Source organism: Enterobacter sp. UNJFSC 003 (assembly GCF_036903355.1).
Lineage (GTDB): Bacteria > Pseudomonadota > Gammaproteobacteria > Enterobacterales > Enterobacteriaceae > Enterobacter.
In genome coordinates this window covers 1-293 of the sequence record NZ_JBAKHK010000107.1, presented here as the reverse complement: position 1 = coordinate 293, position 293 = coordinate 1, and the positions used below count along the sequence as shown (strand labels likewise).

Genomic DNA, 293 nt, shown 5'->3' with positions numbered 1-293 from the left:
ACCAGCTTCATATCGTGTTCAATCAACAAGATAGTGGTGTTGTGATGATTGCGCAGTTCGGCAATCAGCTCATCCAGCTCTTTCGTCTCTTTCGGGTTAAGACCTGCCGCAGGTTCGTCGAGCATTAAAATCTCCGGCTGCGTCACCATGCAGCGGGCAATCTCAAGACGGCGCTGGTCACCATAGGCCAGGTTACTCGCCTGACGGTTGGCGTGTTCCAGCAAACCAATGCGCTCAAGCCAGGTCGCGGCGCGGTCGAGCGCTTCGCTCTGGGCGCGACGGAAGGATGGCGT

General features: G+C 57.0%; 1 pseudogene. It reads right to left on the bottom strand.

Features of this window, described 5'->3' with window-relative positions:
- Positions 1–293: pseudogene (gene livG, locus V5P19_RS23315) on the bottom strand (high-affinity branched-chain amino acid ABC transporter ATP-binding protein LivG); the annotation flags it as partial.